General features: G+C 76.0%; 11 protein-coding genes. 9 read left to right on the top strand and 2 right to left on the bottom strand.

The window, feature by feature from the left end; genetic code table 11:
• The first annotated feature begins 422 nt into the window (after positions 1-422).
• Complete coding sequence (locus tag ABT238_RS06375) at positions 423-1,232, top strand: hypothetical protein (RefSeq protein WP_350565820.1); 810 nt, start codon at positions 423-425, stop codon at positions 1,230-1,232.
• Positions 1,233-1,846: 614 nt separating this feature from the next.
• Here ABT238_RS06375 and ABT238_RS06380 read toward each other — a convergent pair.
• Both ABT238_RS06380 and eccCa read right to left on the bottom strand, forming a co-directional pair.
• A complete protein-coding gene (locus tag ABT238_RS06380; protein ID WP_350755743.1) occupies positions 1,847-4,969 on the bottom strand; it encodes a hypothetical protein in 3,123 nt (1,040 codons plus the stop codon).
• 41 nt (positions 4,970-5,010) lie between these two features.
• Entirely contained in the window at positions 5,011-8,991 is a 3,981-nt protein-coding gene (gene eccCa, locus ABT238_RS06385; RefSeq protein ID WP_350755814.1) for a type VII secretion protein EccCa, read from the bottom strand.
• 347 nt (positions 8,992-9,338) lie between these two features.
• On the opposite strand from eccCa, the gene eccD reads away from it, so the two are divergent.
• The 8 genes from eccD (at position 9,339) to ABT238_RS06425 (ending at position 16,841) form a co-directional block, all read left to right on the top strand.
• Positions 9,339-10,700, top strand: a complete 1,362-nt coding sequence (gene eccD, locus ABT238_RS06390) for a type VII secretion integral membrane protein EccD (protein ID WP_350755817.1) — start codon at positions 9,339-9,341, stop codon at positions 10,698-10,700.
• 105 nt (positions 10,701-10,805) lie between these two features.
• Positions 10,806-12,263: a type VII secretion protein EccB gene (gene eccB / locus ABT238_RS06395; protein WP_350755745.1), complete on the top strand. Its 1,458-nt coding sequence runs from the start codon at positions 10,806-10,808 to the stop codon at positions 12,261-12,263.
• A 157-nt stretch (positions 12,264-12,420) separates the two neighbouring features.
• Positions 12,421-12,768 carry a hypothetical protein gene (locus tag ABT238_RS06400; RefSeq protein ID WP_350565825.1) on the top strand — a complete coding sequence of 116 codons (348 nt, stop codon included), beginning with the start codon at positions 12,421-12,423 and terminating at the stop codon, positions 12,766-12,768.
• 87 nt (positions 12,769-12,855) lie between these two features.
• Positions 12,856-13,161, top strand: a complete 306-nt coding sequence (locus tag ABT238_RS06405; RefSeq protein ID WP_350565827.1) for a hypothetical protein — start codon at positions 12,856-12,858, stop codon at positions 13,159-13,161.
• 20 nt (positions 13,162-13,181) lie between these two features.
• Positions 13,182-13,649: a hypothetical protein gene (locus ABT238_RS06410; protein ID WP_350565829.1), complete on the top strand. Its 468-nt coding sequence runs from the start codon at positions 13,182-13,184 to the stop codon at positions 13,647-13,649.
• Between the two features lie 91 nt (positions 13,650-13,740).
• The gene (locus ABT238_RS06415; RefSeq protein WP_350755747.1) at positions 13,741-15,990 is read left to right on the top strand and encodes a hypothetical protein; all 2,250 of its coding nucleotides are present in this window, start codon (positions 13,741-13,743) and stop codon (positions 15,988-15,990) included.
• 106 nt (positions 15,991-16,096) lie between these two features.
• Positions 16,097-16,531, top strand: coding sequence for a YbaB/EbfC family nucleoid-associated protein (locus tag ABT238_RS06420; protein WP_350565833.1), 435 nt, complete (start codon positions 16,097-16,099; stop codon positions 16,529-16,531).
• The gene (locus ABT238_RS06425) at positions 16,524-16,841 is read left to right on the top strand and encodes a hypothetical protein (RefSeq protein ID WP_350565834.1); all 318 of its coding nucleotides are present in this window, start codon (positions 16,524-16,526) and stop codon (positions 16,839-16,841) included. Before ABT238_RS06420 ends, ABT238_RS06425 begins: the two co-directional genes overlap by 8 nt.
• Positions 16,842-16,900 lie beyond the last annotated feature (59 nt).

Below are 16,900 nucleotides of genomic sequence, written 5' to 3' on the forward strand. Positions count from 1 at the left end.
GGCGGTGCCGGGCAGCGGTGCGGGACCGGAGCGGACCGTGCGGCAGGTGGGGCGCACGGGCCGGCTGACGACCGGGGGACGGTACCGGCTGGGACCAAGGTCCTGGCGCGGGCCGCTCCTCCGGTGCACCGTGCGTGCGCGGCGGTTCGGGAGGTGTGCGCGATGGGGAGGCCGGGCCTGCCCGAAGGGGAAAGCGGCGCGGGCCGCGCCGGCCCGTCGAACGGGACCCCGGTGCCGTCCGGGAACGGCCGTCACGGGTGTTCAACGGACGGGCGGCGGCGACGGGTTCACGGGCCGGCGACCGCGGGGCGGGAAGCCGGGGCGGACCGGCGGCGGGTGAACCCGGGGCTCCGGACGCGCCGTCGACCAGGGTGGCGGGGCTGTGGCGGTTCCGCGGGCTCCGACCGCCGGAAAGGGCGATCATGCTGCGAATGAACGGGCCGCTGCGGATCACGGTCCTCGACAAGGACGCCTACTACGAGCAGCGCGTGGTGGTGCGCGCACCGTACGGCACGTTCGTCCTGGAGGGGCGGATCGGGGCCTCGCTGGACGTGCGGGCGGACGAGTGGGAGATGGAACTGCAGCACTGCGTGCCCGGCGTCGGATGGCGCCCCAACGTCCGGGTGCTGCCCTACCCGTGGCAGACCTCGCGGAGCGGGGTGCGCAGCCGGATCGTGCGCAGCAAGGACTGCGACTGGCCGAACGGCGACCCGACCGAGCGCAACCTCATCCTGCGGCTGTCCGGGACGGTCGCCGAGCGTCCGGGCGAGGCGGCGTCCCCCACCGAGGGGCTCGGCCCGGCCACCCGCGGCGGGATACGGACCAGCGGCGGCGAGGCCCCCGCCGTGCTCCGGGGGACCGTGGGCGGCCAGGAGGCCGCAGCCGTCCCGGCGGTGCCCGCCGTGCCGGTGACCGGCGTGCCCGTCGCCGGAACGGCCGTTCCGGGTGTCCCCGGGTACGCCGGGACGCCCGCCCGGGCCGGGGCCCCCGCGTACGGCGTACCCGCGTACGGCGCGGGCGCGGCTCCCGGCATGGCGGTGCCGGTGGGCCCGGTCCAGGTGCCGGCGGCCCGGACCGGGCACTACGTGGCAGCCGTCCCGACGGAGGCGGCCCGGGTGACGCCGGCGCAGCCACTGACCGCCCCCGCCGTGACCGCCGCCCCGGTCACCCCACCCGCTCCGGCGGTCCCGCCCCTGACGGCCGGATCCGAGGGCTGGGCGAGGGGCTGGTAGACCGGCCCACGGGAGCGTGCGGCTGGGGCGTCCGGCTGCTTCCCCGGGCCGTCGAGGTCGAGGCCGGGAGTCGGTGGCCCGCCCGTCGCTCAGTCCGTTTCGGCGGTCCCGTCGGGGGTGGCGGGGGCCGAGGGTTCGGGTGGGGCCGGCCCGGCCGCGGCCCTGGGCACGGGTGTGTGGTGCTCGGGGCCGGGACCCGGCTGGGATGCGGGGGGCGTGGCGGTCGGGCGTCTGGCTGGTTCCCGGGGCCGTCGAGCTTGTTGCCGGGGGAGTCGGCGGCCGTTGGCAGCCCTCGCGGTGACCCCCGGCCCGCCCGGTTGCTCCGTCCGCTTCGGTGCTCCCGCCTGTGGCGGCTCGATCGTGGCCCTGGGTGCCGGTGCGCGGTGCCCGGGGCCGTGTCGTGTCCCGGGCCGCCCACGGGATGGTGGCGGTGAGGGTGTGGCTGGGGTGTCCGGTTGGTTCCCGGGGCTGTCGAGGTCGGCGCTGGGGGTGAGGTGGGAGCTGGGCGTCGGCGGCCCTCGCCGTGGCCGCGTGCCCGCCCGGTCGGTCTGTCCGTTTCGGCCGTCCCGCCGGTGGTGGCGGGATCCGAGGGTTGGGGCGCGGGGGCGTGGTGGTCAGGCGTCCGGCTGGGTCCCGGGGCTGTCGAGATCGACGCCGGGGGTGAGGTGGAAGCGGGCGGGGGAGTCGGCGCGGGGGCGTTCGGCCGGGGGCATGGCGGCGCGCCGTTCGAGCCAGGAGCGGAGGCGGGAGAGGGCGTTGCGGTTGCGCTCGGAGGGGTCGCCGCCCGACTCGCGCAGCAGGACGCAGGCCGGCCGGTCGCCGTCGGCGGTCACCAGGCCGACGACGGTGAACGCCGTTCCCGGCGGGAAGACCGCCTGGGCCAGGCCGTCGCCGCCGGAGTCGAAGACCGAGGTGCGCCGGCCGGTGGCCGACCAGACGAGGAACTCCACGGAGGATCCCGGGAGTTCGGCTCCGGGTGCGGTGAGTCCGGAGAGCGGTGCGGGCTCGCGGAACTGCCGGCCGGTCGGGTAGTGGGCGAGGACGGACTCCGGGTCCGGCCCGGCGGCGGTGCCGAGCAGGACGGCGCCGTGGTGGCTCGGCAGCCGGCGCAGACCGGAGCCGAGGCACCGCAGGAACGGCAGCAGCTCCGGATCCCCCGAGCGCGCGGCGGCCACCAGGGCGGCCCGGGTCGCGGGCACGCCGGTGTCGGTGTGGTGGAGCAGGACGGCGGCCAGGTCGGGCTTGAAGTCGTCCTGGGAGGTGGACCGCAGCCCCGGGAGCCGGGTGGCGAGCTGGTCCAGCCGGCCGGTGCAGCGGTGGTAGTGGTCACCGAGCAGCGTGCGGACGGCGTCGCGCTCGGCGGCGCTGCTGGTGGTGACCGGGGCGGGGGAGTCGTCGAGGCCGAAGTAGCGGGCCTGCGGGCTCCGCGGGGGCGGGCCGGACGGCTCGTCACCGGCCGAGGGGGCGGAGCGGGGCTCCTCGACGGGGTCGGGGCCCGCCGGTTCCTCCGGTACGGAGGGAACAGGCGGGGCGGAGGGAACGGACGGGGCGGACGGCTCCTGCGGCAGCTCGCCGTTCTCCGGCCCGGCCGGGGCCTCGACCGGGGGAACCGGGGGGACCTCGGGGGTGCGGAACGGCGGGCGCGCGCCGCCGCCGGCCGGACCGGCCCCGGCGACGGCGGTGCCGCCCACCGCCGCGGGCGGGGCACCCGCCTCGCCGCCGACGGGCGGCACCCGGCGCGGCGGCGCGGCGGCCCCGGCGGCGCTGCCGCCGGCCGGGCCGGCGGTGGCCCGGACGGGCGTGGGCATCGAGACCGGCCGAGGCTCCGGCTCCGGCTCCGGCGCGGGAGCAGGGGCGGGAGCGGGAGCAGGGGCGGGCTCGGGCTCCGGCACCGGCTCGGCCACCGGCGGCACCTGATGGCGCGCCGGCGGTTCGGTCCGGGGCGCGACGTCGCCCTCGCCCCCGGCCTCCGGCACGGGCGGCACCCGGTGACGGGCCGGGAGTTCGGCGGCGCCCTCGGGCCGGGCGGCCGGCCCGAGCGCGGGCGGGGCCCCCGCCGCCGCGAGGGCCGGACCCGCCGCCGGACGCCGCGGGGCACCCGCGCGCTGCCCGGCGCCCGCGCGCCCGATCCCGTACGACACCGCCGCCACGGCCGGCGGCCCGTTCAGCGGCTGCTCCGCGCCGAGCCACTCCAGCTCGTGCATCCGCGCGACGAAGCGCCCGACGCGTTCGGCGGCCGGTTCGAGCAGTCCGTGCACCAGCAGGCCGAACCCTTCGGCGCCCGCCGACGGGAGCCGGTCGAGCAGGCTGCCGAGCTCCTCGAAGGCGTCGGCCGGCACCGGCCGGTCGCGCTCCCCGACGATCAGCAGCGGGCGGGCCGCCTCCGGGCGCCGGAAGCGCGGGGTGAGCACGTGCGGGGGTTCGGGGCGCAGCCAGAGCCCGGCCGGGACGGCCTCCAGCGCCCAGTACGGGAACGCCCGGAAGACGGCGGGCCCGTCGGTCCGCCAGTCGGCGCCGCCGTTGCGCCAGGCGGCGGGGGTGGTGGGGCAGCCGGGGGCGGTGGACAGGCGCAGCAGGAACGGCTCCCAGCCGGCCCGGCCGCCGCCGTCCAGGACCCGCGAGGTGGGGCCGCCGGGGCCGAGTACGGGCAGGCCGATCGCGGCCTGCACCGGCCGGGCCGTGCGGGCGGCCAGCGCGCCGGTGAGCGCGGCGAGCTGGTCGGGGGCCGCCCAGGGGGCGCTGACCAGGGGCCGGTCGGTGCCGAGCGGCAGGGAGAGCACGGCCTCGGTGAAGTCCTCGGGCAGCAGGACCGGCCGGGCCGGGGTGCCGATCAGGACCACGGTGTTGCCGGGCGGCGCGGCGGCCAGCCGCAGGTCGGGCAGCGGGGCGGTGGACGGGTCGGCCGGGTCGGTGAGCCAGAAGCCGGTGGGCAGCCGCAGCACCCGCACGGCGTCGGCCCGGCCACCGGCGGCCGGAGCGGGCGCGGCGACGGGAGCGGCGACGGGAGCGGCGACGCGAGCGGCGGAGGACGCACCGTCCAGCCCGGCGCGCGGCGTCTCGACGGAGGCCGCGGCGCCGATCGTGTCGTTGATCCGGCGCGGCGCCTCGCCCGGTTCGCACCGCCACCAGGAGGACGCCTCGACCGCGCCCGCCGGGTCGGTGACCTTGAGGTTGCCGCCGGGCGTGATCTCCACCAGGCCGTCCGGCGCGACCACGGGCACCCCGGCCCGCTCGGCGACGACCTCGGCGGGGCGCCGCCCGTTGGGCGCGAGGGCGGCCAGCCCGGAGGCGGCGAGCACCAGGTGGGCCGCGCCCCGGGCGCGGGCGATCACCCCGAGGTCGGCCATCCGGTCGCGCAGCACCTTCGCCGAGTCGGGCGCGGCGGCGATCACCACCACGGCGTCCGGGACCGGCCGCAGGGCGCCGATCGCCGCCGACAGCTCGTCCTCGCGGGCGGTGGACGCGGCGATCACGAAGTGCGGGCCGACCGCGCGGAGCACCGACGGCCCGGGGCCGGCCGCCGCCGGCGGCCCTGGTGCGGGGGCCGGCCGGGTGGCCGGCAGCGCGGGCCGCACCGGCTCGCGGACGGGCGCGGGCAGCGCCGTGGGCGCGGGCGCGGCGGCGGTGTCCCCGGCGGGCAGGGCGCGCTGCGGCCCGCGCCGGAAGCCGAAGCGGCGGCGGGGCTCGGCCGGGGGCGCGGGCTCGTCGGAGCGCGCACCGGTGCGGGAAAGGCTCATCGTCCTGGACTACGGCCCCCGCCGCGCCCCCGGTTCACCGCTCACCCCGGCCCGTCCTGCCCCTCGGTCTCCCCGGGCTCCGCCATCAGGGCGGTCTGCAGCTGCACCGTGCGGCGGCGGCTGATGTGCAGGGCGCGGCCCGGCGGCAGCTCACGCGGTTTGGTGCTGCCGAACAGCGTGCCCTCGCTGGGCGGGCAGGACAGCAGCACCACCGGGGTGTTGACGCTCTGGAGCCGTTGCAGCACCGGGTCGGAGTAGGTGCGCCCGATGCCGTTGGCGGCGCGCGCCACGATCAGGTGCAGGCCGAGCTCGGTGCCCTGGGCGAGGTGGGTGAGCAGCGGTTCGAACGGGTGCGGCATCGCCCCCGGGACGAGGTCGAGGTCGTCGACGATCACGAACAGCTCGGGGCCCGTCCACCAGTCGCGCAGCCGCAGCCGGGCCGGACTGATGTCCTCGCCGGGTACCCGCGCCTCCATCGCCCGGGCCGCGCCGTTGACGATCTGCTTGACCACGTCGACCGAGACGGCGTAGCCGAGCCGGTACTCCTCCGGCAGGCTCTCGTAGAGGCCGCGCCGGAAGTCGATCAGCATGATGCGGGCCTGGTCCGGGGTGTACGCCGTGGTGATGGCCTTGATCATCAGCTTCAGCAGATTGGTCTTGCCGCTCTCGGAGTCGCCGACCACCAGAAGGTGCGGGGTCTCCTCGAAGTCGTGCCACAGCGGCGCGATGGCGCTGTCCTCCAGGCCGAGCGGCACCCGCAGCCGGCCCTCGGGGGCGGGCAGGCCGGCGGCGTCGAGCAGCAGCGGCAGCATCCGGACCTCGGGAGCGCGCGGGCCGGTCCAGTGCTCGTTGACCGCGTCGACCAGGTCGGCGACGCCGTCGGAGAGGTCCTCGGTGCCGCCCTCGCCGTCGATCCGGGGCAGGGCGGTGAGGAAGTGCAGCCGCTCCTCGGTGAGGCCGCGGCCGGGGAGCCGGGGAACGGTCGCGGCCGCCCGCATGTTGATCATCGAGTCGATGGAGTCGCCGAGCCGCAGCTCGAAGCGGGACCCCAGCTGGTCGCGCAGACCGCCGAGGATCTCGCCCCAGCGGTTGGCGGCCAGCACCAGGTGCACGCCGTAGTTGAGGCCCCGTCCGGCGATCAGGGTGAAGACCGGCAGGATGTCCGAGAACTCCTGGCGGACGGTGTTCCAGCCGTCGACGACCAGGAAGACGTCGCCGTGCCGCTCGTCCGCCAGCCCGGGGTCCCCGGCCGCCCGGCGGCGCCGGAAGGTGGCCATCGAGTCGATGCCCAGCCGGGCGAAGCTCTGCTCGCGCCGGCTGATCACGCCGGTGACCTCGGCGAGGGTGCGGCCGATCCGCTCCGGGTCGTGCCGGCCGGTGACGCCGCCGACGTGCGGCAGCCCGCGCAGCGAGGACAGCGTTCCACCGCCGAAGTCCAGGCAGTAGAACTGCACCTCCTGCGGCGTGTGGGTGAGCGCCAGCCCGGTCATCAGCGCGCGCAGCAGGTTGCTCTTGCCGCTCTGCGGACCGCCGGCGATGCCGACGTGGCCGCCCGCGCCCGACAGGTCGGCGACGAGGAGCTCGCGCATCTGCTGGAACGGGCGGTCCACCACGCCGATCGGTACGGCGAGGCCGCCCCGGCCGGACCAGCCCTCCGGGGTGAGGCCGTACCGGGGGTCCGGGGCGAGCGGCGGCAGCAGCTCGTCCAGCGTCGGCGGGACCTCCAGCGGCGGCAGCCAGACCCGGTGCGCCGGGGGGCCGGCGTCCAGCAGCCGCTCGGCGGCCAGCTCCAGGAGCGTGACGGTGGTCTCCTCCTCGACGGTCTCCTCCTCGACCACCACCGGGTCGGGCCGGTGCGGCGCCACGTAGGCGGTGCCGTAGGGCACCACCTGCCCGGCCGCCGCGGCCTGCCGGGCGGCGCCGCGCCGCCGCCGGTAGGGGCCGGAGACGTACGAGGCCTTGAACCGGGTGAGCGTGGCGATGTCGCTGCGCAGGATGCCGTTGCCGGGCTGGGAGGGCAGCTGGTAGGCGTCGGGCACGCCGAGCACGCCGCGGCTCTCCATGGCGGAGAAGGTGCGCAGGCCGATCCGGTACGACAGATGGGACTCCAGGGCGTGCATCCGGCCCTCGTCCAGCCGCTGCGAGGCGAGCAGCAGGTGGACGCCGAGCGAGCGGCCGAGCCGGCCGATCATGATGAAGAGCTCCATGAAGTCCCGGTGGGCCGACAGGAGTTCGCTGAACTCGTCGACCACCACGAAGAGCGTCGGCAGCGGGTCGAGCCGGGTGCCTGCCGCCCGGGCGGTCTCGTAGTCCAGCAGGGAGCTGTAGTTGCCCGCGGCCCGCAACAGCTCCTGGCGGCGGGTCATCTCGCCGTGCAGCGCGTCGCGCATCCGGTCGACCAGCGCGGCCTCGTCGGCCAGGTTGGTGATCACCGCCGAGGTGTGCGGCAGCCGGTCCAGGCCGAGGAAGGTCGCGCCGCCCTTGAAGTCCACCAGCACGAAGTTGAGGATCTCGGAGGAGTGGGTGAGCGCGAGCGCCAGCACCAGGGTGCGCAGCAGCTCGGACTTGCCGGAGCCGGTCGCGCCGATCAGCATGCCGTGCGGGCCCATGCCGCCCTGCGCCGACTCCTTGAGGTCGAGGTCGACCGGACGGCCGTCGGCGCCCAGACCGAGCGGGACGCGCAGCCGCTGGTGGCGCGGCCGGTCGGCCCAGGCGCGGCGTACGTCGTGCCGGTGCAGGTCGCCGATGCCCAGCAGGGCGGTGAGGTCGAAGTCGGTGTTGAGCGGCTCGGCGGTGTCCACCGCGTCGCCCAGCCGGTAGGGCGCCATCAGGGTCGCGTAGCGGCGGGCCGCCTCCAGCGGGAGCGTGTCCGGCCGTCCGAGCGCGGTGATCTCGTCGTTGCGGTTGCGGTCGGCGCCGACCAGGTCGAGCCGGTCGTCCGTGATCCGCAGGCGCAGCCGGTACTTGTTGTGCTTCCACTCCAGGGCGTCGCCGAGGTCCAGCAGGACGGCGTTGCGGTAGCCGGCCAGGGCGGCCCGGCCGCCGGAGGAGATCCGGACGCCGTCCAGCACGACCACCGTGAACGGCTCGTCCGGGGCGGGCTGCGACTCGGGCTCGTAGGGCGGGCGCTCCCCGAACTCCGGGCCCAGCAACTGCTCCAGTTCCACCAGGGATCCCGCCACCAGGCGCACCGGTCCGGCGCCGTCCGCCTCGGTCGGGTGCAGCGCGTGCGGCAGCCACTTGAGCCAGTCCCAGTCCGCCTGCCGGTCGGGCGCGACGGCGGCGGCGATCCGCAGCTCGTCCGGGGCGTGGAAGAAGGCCAGCTGGGCGAGCATCGCCCGGACCAGGCCGCGGGCCGGCTCCTGGTCCGGCGCCGGAACGGGTTCCTCGCCGTCGGCCTCCGCGGCGGCGCAGCGGATCAGGACCTGCGCGTAGCCCCGGACGTGGACCGCCATCGGCTGGTCGGCGATCGAACCGTAGGCGTGGATGAAGCGGCGCAGCGCGTGCGCGCAGAGCGGTTCGAGGTCCTCCACCGGCTTGGTGGCCAGCGGGGCCAGCCGGACGGCGAGGCGCTGCGGGCCGGTGGCGATCCGCACGTCGCCGAAGTCCGGGTGGGCCGAGCGCCGCTCCCACAGCCGGGAGGTGCGCACCAGCGAGGCGAGCGCGTCCGGCGCGGGGTGGCGCCAGGCCAGCGCCAGCCGCTGGCGCACGATGTTCCGGCGGACCTGACGGCGCATCTGGGACAGGTACCGCAGGTAGTCGCGGCGCTCGCCGCGCAGCTGCCGCTTGCGGTCGCCGGAGGCGCGGATCAGCTGGGTGACCAGCATGCCGACCGCGGACAGGCCCATCATGCCCATCGCCACGTACTGCAGCGGGCCGCTGCCGCCGTTCGGGTTGAGGAAGATCATCACCATCGACAGCGAGCTCAGCGCCATCGGGGCCATCATCAGCATCTGCGAGACGCCGCTCTGCGGCTCCGGCAGACCGGGCGGCTCCTGCAGCTGGATCTCGCCGTCCGGCATCTCCGGTCCGGGGCGCCGGGGCGGACGGTCGACCAGGACCACGCTCAACAGGACTCTCCTCCCGCCGCGCGCGCGGCGACTCGCTCCACTGCGGCCGGCCGCGCCGGGACACCGACCGCGCCGGGTCGGCGGATCCGGCCGGACGACGGACCGGGGCCGCACCCTGGCCAACGGCCGGTGCGCCCCGCGCGGTTCACCCCGCCCGGCGCGGGGAGGCCCGGCCCCGGCGCCGCGGTGAACCGCCGGGCCCCCGCCGCCCGTAGTCGCCGGTGGGGACCGGAAGGGCCGCCGGTGCCCAGCCGGACCGGCCCGGGGCGAGCGAGAGGGCGCGACAGGTGAGCGGTGCAGTGGCGGCGACCGGGTTGTGCAGACTGAGGTTCCGCGCACCCGATTCCGCGTTCGAACTCGCCGTGCCCGGCGACATCGTGCTCGCGGACCTGCTCCCGACGGTGCTCGGCTACGCGGGCCCCGGCGTCGAGGAGAACGGCGTCGAGCACGACGGCTGGGTGCTCCAGCGGGCCGGCGGCGAGCCGCTGGACGAGGAGCAGACCCTGGAGTCGCTGGGCGTCAAGGACGGCGAGGAACTCCACCTGCGCCCGCGCCGGGCAGCCCTGCCCGAGGTGCACTTCGACGACCTGGTGGACGGCGTGCGCAGCGGCATGGTCGCCCGCGGCGACACCTGGCGCCCCGCCGTCACCCACCACCTCGCCCTCGTGCTCACCCTGGTGGCGCTCGCGGTCGGCCTCTTCCTGCTCGCCCTGCCCGGCGAGGGGGACCTCCGCTGGGCGTGCGCCGCCGCCGCGGCCGTGCTGCTGCTCGGCGGTGCCACCGCGGCCGGCCGCGCGGTCGGCGACGCCCCGGCCGCCACCGCGCTCGGCGCGGCCGGGGTGGCCCACGCGGCCGCCGCCGCGGCGTTGCTGCCCGGCCTCGACGGGGCCACCCGGCTGCTGGCCGGCGGTTCCGCCGCGGTCGGCGCGGCAGCCGTGGCGCTGGCCGTGGCGGGCGGCGGGGCGTTCTTCCCCGGCCTGCTGGTGACCGCCGGGTTCGCGCTGTTCGCCGGGGCGCTGGCCGCCGCGGGCGTCCAGGCGGCCGGGATCGCCGCGCTGGGCGCCGCCGGCGCGGTGGTGCTGGGCGCCTTCGTCCCCGGCCTGTCGTTCAAGCTGGCCGGTCTGCGGCTGCCCGCCCTGCCGCGGAACTCCGACGAACTCCAGGAGGAGATCGAGCCGTTCCCGGCCGAGGACGTGCTCTCCCGCAGCGCGGTCGCCGACCGCTACCTCGCGGCCTTCCTGACCGCCCTCGGCGGGGTCTGCGCGGTGGCGCTGGTCGCCCTCGCCTGGTCCCGGCACACCGGCTGGGGCGCCCCGGCCACGGCCGTCGACCTGTCCCTGCTGCTGCTCCTGCACGCCCGTGACATCGGCGGCATCCGGCAGCGGCTCGCCGTGCTGCTGCCGGGCGTCCTCGGCCTGACGCTGCTGGCGGTGCGGTTCGGCCTGGACGGCGGCCCGGTGGCCCGGCTGGTGCTGTTCGCGGTGCTGCTGCTCCTCGCGACCGGGCTCGCCGTCGTCGCCTGGACGATCCCGGGCCGCCGGCTGCTGCCGTACTGGGGCCGGGCCGGCGACATGGCGCACACCCTGGCCGCCATCGCCCTGCTGCCGCTCGCCCTCCAGGTGCTCGGCTTCTACCGGACCATGCGGGGGATGGGCGGCTGACCCGCCGTCCGGCCCCGGCCCGCCGCCGGACCCGCCCGGACCCGCCCGGACCGGACGGGCCGCCCCGCAGGTCCGGATCCCACGAACCGCAGGAGGACCAACCCGATGCAGTCCCGCCGTGACCAGGTGCAGGCCCACCTCTTCGTCATGGGCCGGGTCGCCGCCGGCGTGCTGCGGGCCGAGCCCGACGCCCCCGACACCCCGATCGGCCGGACCAACCGAGGTGTCGCGATCGGCATCGCGCTCGCCCTGCTCGGCGGCCTCGGCGCCGGCGTCTACGGGCTGGTCAGGCCCGGTGGCGCGGTGGGCTGGCGGAAGCCCGGCACCGTGGTCGTCGTCAAGGAGACCGGGACGCGCTACCTCTACGCCGGCGGGCTGCTCCACCCGGTGCTCAACCAGGCCAGCGCCAAGCTGCTCGCGGGCGACCAGCTGATCGTCGACGAGGTGTCCCGCAACTCGCTGGAGGGCGCTCCGCGCGGCGGCCCGGTCGGGATCGTCGGCGCCCCCGACGGGCTGCCCGCGCCCACCGCCCTGGACCGCTCCGACTGGCTGGCCTGCACCGTGCAGACCGCCGCCGCGGGCAGCAAGCCCGCGCCGCTGCTGGCGCTCGCCGTCGGCGGCGCGAGCGGCGGCGGCTCCGCCGGGGACCGGGCCGCGTTGGTCGCCGGACCGGACGGCGCCCCGCAACTGCTCTGGCACGGACGCCGCTACGCGCTGGGCGTCGCGGCGGGCGCGGTGCGCGCCCTCGGCTACCAGAACGCGGTGCCGGTACCGGTGACCGCGGCCTTCCTGGAGACCTTCGCGGTGGGCCCGGACCTGCGCGGCCCGGAACTGCCCGGCCGGGGCACCGCCGGGCCCGACCTCGCAGGCCGGCCGACCCGAGTCGGGCAGCTGTTCGCGGGCGCCGGCGAGGACCGCTACCTGCTCACCGCGCAGGGCCTCGCCCAGGTCGGACCCACCGTGCTCGCCCTCGTCCAGGGCGACCCGCGCACCCAGGTGGAGGCGTACGCCAACGGCCCGGTGACCGTCGGCGAGGTCGGCGCCGCCGACCTCGCGGCCCACTCCGCGCCCGCCGCCGCGGCGGCCGAGCTGATCCCCTCGGGACTGCCCGAACGGCCCCCCGCGCTGCTCACTCCGGCCCCCGGGCCGGCCCTCGGCGCGGGCCTGCCCGCGAGCGGCCCCGGCGCCGGGAGCGGCGAGGTGGACCTGCGGGTGCCGGACGCCGCGAAGGTGCTCGGCCTGCCCCCGGTGGCCGAGCCGGGCGTCGTGCCCAGCTGCACCCCGGCGGACCGGATCACCGTCCGGCCCGGCGGCGGGGCGCTGGTGCGCGCCCTCTCCGGCTCCGGCCAGGGCAGCACGATGTACCTGGTCACCGAGAACGGCGTGCGCTACCCGCTGGCCCCGGCCGCCGCCGAGCGGCTGGGCTACGCCGGGGCCGCCCCGGTGGCCGTCCCGAGCCGGCTGCTCGCGCTGCTGCCGGCCGGTCCGAGCCTCGATCCGGCGGCCCTGGCCGGGGGCGCCCTGGTGCAGCCGGCCGGCACCGAGGGCAAGTGCGCCCGCTGACCGCCCGGCAGTCCGGCGGCGCCGCGACGGGAGTCGGATCCGGGTGAACCGGGCCGGACTCCCTCGCCGTTCAGTCTGGCGGACCGCCGTGACGCCCCCGGCCGGTCCGGCCGCCGGGAACGGCGGGGGAGACGGGGCGCGGGAGAGAGGGAGTGCCATGGCGACGCCGACGACGAGGACGGAAGCCTCGGTCATCCGGACCGTGAAGGGCACCGTCGAGAAGCAGTTCAACACGATGAAGGCGATCGACGCCAACATCGAGAAGAGCATCCAGGAGCTGGAGCGGGACTTCCAGGCCACCTCCAGCGACATCTTCCAGCGGAAGATCGCGGACTGGCGGCTCAAGTACAAGGAGCTGGCGGCCAAGTACGACCTCTTCCACAGCCAGCTGGAGCAGGGCGAGCGCACCATCGGCAGCGGCCAGGACATGTCGAACACCATCGCCAACCGCATCGGCGGCGGCGGTGGCAGCGAGATCGAGGACGTCCTCGGCGGCAAGAAGTAACCGGCCTCCTGCGGAGCGCCCCCCGAGACACCCCCCGGTCCGGGCACAGGGCCCGGCCGACCTCCACCAGACTAGGAGTGGTTCCCCATGGTGACTGCCCAGGATTCGCTGTTCGTCAACCACGCCGGCGTGCAGGACGCGATCGACTACCTGCGCAACGAAGGCCACGCGATGGAGGCCGCGATGCTGGAGACCAAGAGCATCCTCGAACAGCACATCGGCACCGACCTCCAGGGTGCCTACGCCGAGGCCGCCAGGACCTTCGCCACCGAGCTGGGCCAGCTCGACTCGGCGATGATCCGCGACATCGACGAGGCCACCAAGGCCCTCGCCGACATGCACCACGTCCTGTGGGAGGCCGACAACCACGCCGGCCAGGGCATCGGCGCCTGACGGACGAGGAGGACCGACCGATGGCGAAGAACGAGGGCGGGTCCGGCGGCAGTCCCGTCACGGAGCTGACCGAGGGCTGGCTGCAGCAGTTCACCAACGAGGAGATCCAGGCCTACATCGACGGCATCGCGACCAACCCGTTCGTGCTGAACATGGGCTACTACGCCAACGGGACCGGCACCCTCACCAGCTCCGTGGGCACGGACGGGAAGCCGGTGACCGGGAACAGCGCGGAGCTGCGGATCGGGACGCCCGGCAACGCCGGCAAGTCCATCACCGAGGTGACGGCGAGCTTCAAGGCCTACTTCGGCGCCGTGGACGGCGGCTTCCAGAAGATCGGCACCCAGCTGAAGAACATGAAGGGCGACCTCCTGGACGCCGATCTGATCCTCCAGACCGGCAAGGAAGAGGCCCTCACGGTGGCGCAGCTGATGTTCCTCCTGGGCAATGTCGTGCCCGGGGGCGGCAGCAGCACCACCACGACCTGACCCGCGTCACCGCACGCAGGAGCGGGCCGGCCGCGGAGCGGACCGGCCCGCGCCCGATCCACCGCGCCGATGGGCCGGAAAGGGGTTCACCATGACCACGCCGCCGGATACGTTGCGTCCGGAGAAATGGGAGGACGTCGTCTCGATCTTCGCGTCCTCCACGCAGACCAGCCGTACCGACCGCTCGGCGGTGGCGGGCCCCAGCGCCCCGTGGTGCCCCGGCGACGGCCGGGGGAGCCGCGAGTTCCTCGAAGGCTCCTTCAAGACCTGGGAGAACGGCAGCCAGATCCATGACGCCTGGTGGTCGTGGGACTTCCAGGTCTACGACGGCGCGAACACGACCAGCGGCACGGTCGCCTACGGGATCAACCTGGACTACAGCAAGTTCGGTTCGGGTTCCGAGTTCGACAAGTTCATGCACGACGCGCTCGGGGTCATCGACCCGCTGACCAATCCGCCGTACTCCAACGACCGCTTCGACCCCGCGACCTTCGAACGGGCGGCCCAGGCCCACGAGAAGGCCCGGTACTTCCTCGACGGCTGGATCGGCCGGACCAAGGGCTGGATGGACAAGGTCGACGCCCCTGACGGGGACTGGCAGGGCAGCGCGGCCGGGGCCTTCCACACCGTGCTCGGCGCCTTCTACGGCGAGACCGCGAGCTTCCGCCGCCAGTTGGGGGACAACAAGGTCGAGGCGGCCCTGCTCGCGGTCCGGAAGGACCTCGAAACCGCCGTGTGGGGGCTCAAGAACGGCTGGACGGACTTCACGGACGACGCGGAGAAGCGGACGGTTCTCCGCACGGAGGGGGACTACAAGCTCTGGCACCCGGCCAGCGCGCTGGGCGCGGCCGTCACGGAGGCGTTCGCGCCCTCCACGATGGTGATCACGAACAGTGCCGACAAGGGTGTGAACTACGAGGGGCTGAACGGCGACAAGGCCCACCTCCTCAAGGAGGTCGTGTCCACCTCCGGCCTGACGTTCAAGGTCACCGGCTCCCCGTTCGGCGACCCCGACACCAAGGAGTTCTGGGAGAAGGTCCAGGCGAGGGCCAAGGAGATCTGGCTGAAGCAGGTCGCGGACACCCTGGACGTGGCCGCCGGCAAGTCCCTGCGGACCCTCGAATCCGCCTACAGCACCCTGTCCGCCCACCTGAAGAACAACAAGCCCGACGTGCAGCTGCGGATGCCGCCCCGGACGCCGCCGACCGTCGCCCCGCCCGGCGCGGGCGGAGGCTCCGGCGGGGGCACCGGGGGCAAGGACGGCCCGAACACCAAGGACATCAAGGACGAGCTCGGCGGCGGGAAGGACGGTCCTCCGAAGGTCTCGGTCGGCGGGGGTTCGGGCGGCGGCGCGGGCATCGGCGGGATCGGCGGCGGTTCGGGCGGCGGCTCGGGTTCGGGCGGCAGCGGCGGCCCGAAGCCGCCGAGCACCGTCGTCGGGGGCGGCAGCGGCGGCTCGACGCTCCCCACCGGCTCCACCGGCGGCGGTTCGGGCGGCGGTTCGGGTGGCAGCGGCGGTTCGGGGCTGCCGGGCGGGGTCGTCGTCGGCGGGTCCGGCGGCTCGACGCTCCCCACCGGTTCCATCGGCGGCGGTTCGGGAAGCGGTCCGGACCTCCTGCCGGGGATCATCGGCGGGATCGGCAGCGGAGGTGGTGGCGGCTCCGGCAACCGGAACGTCACGGTGCCGCCCGGTTCCCGGATCTCCGAGGGCCGGGTGGTCGACTCCGAGGGGCGCCCCGTGCTGGACCGGAACGGCAACCCGATGGTGGTCGGCCGCGACTACAGCATCGCCCCCGACGGCACCCTGCTGGACGGCAGCGGCAGCCCGGTCTCGCAGTCCCGCCAGCTCCTGGACGACCTGGGCCGCAACTACCTGGAGGAGGGGGACGACCTGCTGGCGCCGAACGACTTCTCCTACGGCGTCGGCGGCGGGTACGGCGGCTTCGGCCTGGGCGGCGGGGCGGGCGGCTCGTCCTCCGGCGGGCTGCTGGGCCCCGGCGGCATCTCGCCGATCACCGGCGTGGGCGCCGGGATGAGCCCCCGTTCGGTCGCCGCGGGCGGCGACCCGGCGGTCCTGAAGGCCGCGGCCGACCAGGCCAACGAACGGCTCGCGGCCGAGCGCGCGGCCCGCGCCGCCCAGGCCGAGCAGGCGGCACTGACCGGACGCCAGGTCAGCACCACCGGCGGCAGCGGCATGCCGCCCATGATGCCCCCGGGCGGCATGGGCGCGGGCGGTCAGGGCGCCAACGAGAAGGACCGCCAGCGCACCACCTGGCTGGCCGAGGACGAAGAGGTCTGGGGCACCGAGAGCGGGGCCGTCGAGGGAGTCATCGGCCGCTGACCGCCCCTGCCCCCGGGGCGCCGGCCCGCCGCGGCCGGCGCCCCGCGCGGCGTCCGTCCACCGGTACCGGCCGTCCGGCCGGTACGAGAGAACGAGGAGCACCACCATGAGCAACCCCTTCGCGGACCAGATCGCGCAGACCATGGAGGCGATGCGCGAGCAGCTCGCCAAGGCCGAGGAGACGCAGGCGGAGCTGGCGAAGCTCACCGCCTCCGTCACCTCCAAGGACCGTCTGGTGACGGTGAAGGTCGGGCCGCAGGGCCAGGTCGTCGCACTGACCTTCCACAACACCGGCTACCGCGACAAGGCCCCGGCCGAGCTGGCCGAGCAGCTCAAGGACGTGCTCAACGAGGCCCGTGCCAAGGTCGGCGAGCAGGTGGCCGCCCGGATCCGGGAGTTCGAGGGCGTGGGCGAGTCCCTGCGGCTCTCGATGACCGGCGGCACCGAGCTGGACGACCTGCTGGAGCCGCTGTGGTCGATGCGCCCCGGCCACGACGACGACAAGAAGGCGTCCCGCAAGCAGGAGGAGTTCGGTGGCTGACGACTCCAATGTGCTCGCGAAGACGGAGTACATGAAGCGGTCGTTCGCCGAGTTCGGCGAACTGAAGGACGTTCTCGCGGACATCCACGAGAACGTCAAGATCATCAACAAGCTGAACAAGTCGGTCGGCGGCAACGACGAGATCGGCAAGCAGTACCACGAGCAGGTCGACGACCCGACCCACAACCTGGAGGAGCTCCTCAAGAAGGTCACCCAGGTGGTCGGCTCGGTGGGCGAGAACGGCGAGCGCCTGTCCGACAGCTTCGACCGCGCCAACGAGGACGCCGGCGCCCGCGCCGCCGGTCTCTAGCACCCGCCGCAGCAGCACCGAAGCACCCCTGGAACAACCGGAAACGGCAGGCCATCCCC

This window comes from Kitasatospora sp. NPDC001527 (assembly GCF_040298605.1).
In the GTDB taxonomy this organism is placed as follows: Bacteria; Actinomycetota; Actinomycetes; order Streptomycetales; family Streptomycetaceae; genus Kitasatospora.

Bases quoted from the DNA above. Each gene is read 5' to 3' on its own strand.
- eccB (WP_350755745.1), top strand. From the start codon at position 10,806: ATGCAGTCCCGCCGTGACCAGGTGCAGGCCCACCTCTTCGTCATGGGC.
- ABT238_RS06415 (WP_350755747.1), top strand. From the start codon at position 13,741: ATGACCACGCCGCCGGATACGTTGCGTCCGGAGAAATGGGAGGACGTC.
- ABT238_RS06405 (WP_350565827.1), top strand. From the start codon at position 12,856: ATGGTGACTGCCCAGGATTCGCTGTTCGTCAACCACGCCGGCGTGCAG.
- eccCa (WP_350755814.1), bottom strand. From the start codon at position 8,991: ATGCCGGACGGCGAGATCCAGCTGCAGGAGCCGCCCGGTCTGCCGGAG.
- ABT238_RS06410 (WP_350565829.1), top strand. From the start codon at position 13,182: ATGGCGAAGAACGAGGGCGGGTCCGGCGGCAGTCCCGTCACGGAGCTG.
- ABT238_RS06400 (WP_350565825.1), top strand. From the start codon at position 12,421: ATGGCGACGCCGACGACGAGGACGGAAGCCTCGGTCATCCGGACCGTG.
- ABT238_RS06375 (WP_350565820.1), top strand. From the start codon at position 423: ATGCTGCGAATGAACGGGCCGCTGCGGATCACGGTCCTCGACAAGGAC.
- ABT238_RS06380 (WP_350755743.1), bottom strand. From the start codon at position 4,969: ATGAGCCTTTCCCGCACCGGTGCGCGCTCCGACGAGCCCGCGCCCCCG.
- ABT238_RS06420 (WP_350565833.1), top strand. From the start codon at position 16,097: ATGAGCAACCCCTTCGCGGACCAGATCGCGCAGACCATGGAGGCGATG.